The following is a 1,517-nucleotide window of genomic DNA, read 5'->3' on the forward strand; positions in this document are numbered from 1 at the left end:
GACCTGCCCCTCGGAGGAGACAAGGACCGAGCCGAAGGGTTCGTGTCCTTGGGCCAGCGCCTCGGCTGCAAGGTCGACGCAGCGCTGCAGGTGCCGGCGGTCGGTATCATCGATCATGGGGCCTCCTCTCTGTCAGGTGTCTTAGGCCATCGTCACGGACCGCATCCGATGCGCCGGGTGCCAGACACCCGTCAGTCCAGCGCCGCCGCGATGGCATCGAACACGACCAGCGGGTCGACCGGTTCGCGGCCCAGGGGCTTGGGCTGCGCCATATGCGTGGCGATCACGACGTTCCGCGCCGGGTTGATATAGATGTTCTGCCCCTGGATGCCGATCGCGGCAAAGGCACCGTCGGCGATGGACGGCTCGGTCCAGCCGGGCCACCACATGTAGCCATAGTCGATCGTCTCGCCGCCCGTCAGCTCCTGCGGCAGACCGGCGGTTTCCGTCCAGCCGTCGGGCAGGATGGCGCTGCCGTCGATCACCCCGCCCTCCAGGAAGAACTGCCCGAAGCGGGCGAAATCGCGCAGGGTGGCGGACAGGCCGCTGCCGCCGATCTCGACCCCGTCGGGGCTGTCCAGCCACCAGGTGGCGTCGGCCTCCATCCCGTAGGGCTGCCAGATCTTTTCCGCCAGATAGTCCGACAGGGGCATGCCGACGGCGCCGTGGACGACCTCGCCCAGAACCTGCGTCTCTCCGGTGGAATAGGTGTGATGGGTGCCGGGGGCGTGCGCGCGGGGCAAGGCGGCCATCACCTCCATCGCGGCACCGGGGCGCTGTTCGATCTGCGCGCGCAGCAGCTCGCGGCGGTCGGAGCTGGGGTCGGTATAGGTCTCGCTCCATTCCACCCCCGAGGCCATCAGCAGGATGTCGCGGATGCTGACCCCGTCATAGGCGCTGCCCGCCAAGGCCGGGACATGGTCGGTGACCAGATCGTCCAGCCCGCCGATATGGCCATCGACGATCGCGGCGCCGACCAGGGTCGAGGTGATGGACTTGGCCACCGACATCGACATCCAGCGCGTGTCGGGCGTGTTGCCGCGCTGATAGGTCTCATAGACGACCGCGCCGTCCTTGAGCACGATCATCCCGGTGACATTGTCCAGCGACAGGAAATCATACAGATCATAGGTCGCGTCATCGACCTGATAGCGGACCATGCCCGGCAGGTCGACGGGAGCCTCCGGCAGCTCGCGGGGGGTGTCGCTGGCCGGGATGGCCCGGGTCGGAAACAGGCGGTCGATGTTGCGGAAAGTGCTGACGGCCAGATCGGGCGTCAGGTGGCCGTCATAGACATCCTCGATCGTGCCGATGGGTTCCTCCGCATGCGGATAGTCCTGCGCCTGCAGGGTCGCCGGCAGGGCCAGGAAGATCCCGCCCAGGCTCAGCAGGATACGCGTCCGATAAAGCGGGCTGTGGGTCATGCCATCCTCCATCCATTTGCCCCATGAGACGGCAGTTCTGCACGGTGTGCAAGCGGTGTCCCGGGCATGGTTCGGCGATGCCGCTGCGCATCC

At 67.2% G+C, this 1,517-nt stretch carries 1 protein-coding gene; it reads right to left on the reverse strand.

Annotated features, from left to right (window positions below):
• Nucleotides 1-191 precede the first annotated feature (191 nt).
• Entirely contained in the window at nt 192-1,424 is a 1,233-nt protein-coding gene (locus tag FA740_RS19450) for a serine hydrolase domain-containing protein (RefSeq protein WP_211243769.1), read from the reverse strand.
• Nucleotides 1,425-1,517: the final 93 nt, after the last annotated feature.

Origin of the sequence: Paracoccus hibiscisoli (assembly GCF_005048265.1) — a bacterium.
Classification (GTDB): Bacteria; Pseudomonadota; Alphaproteobacteria; order Rhodobacterales; family Rhodobacteraceae; genus Paracoccus; species Paracoccus hibiscisoli.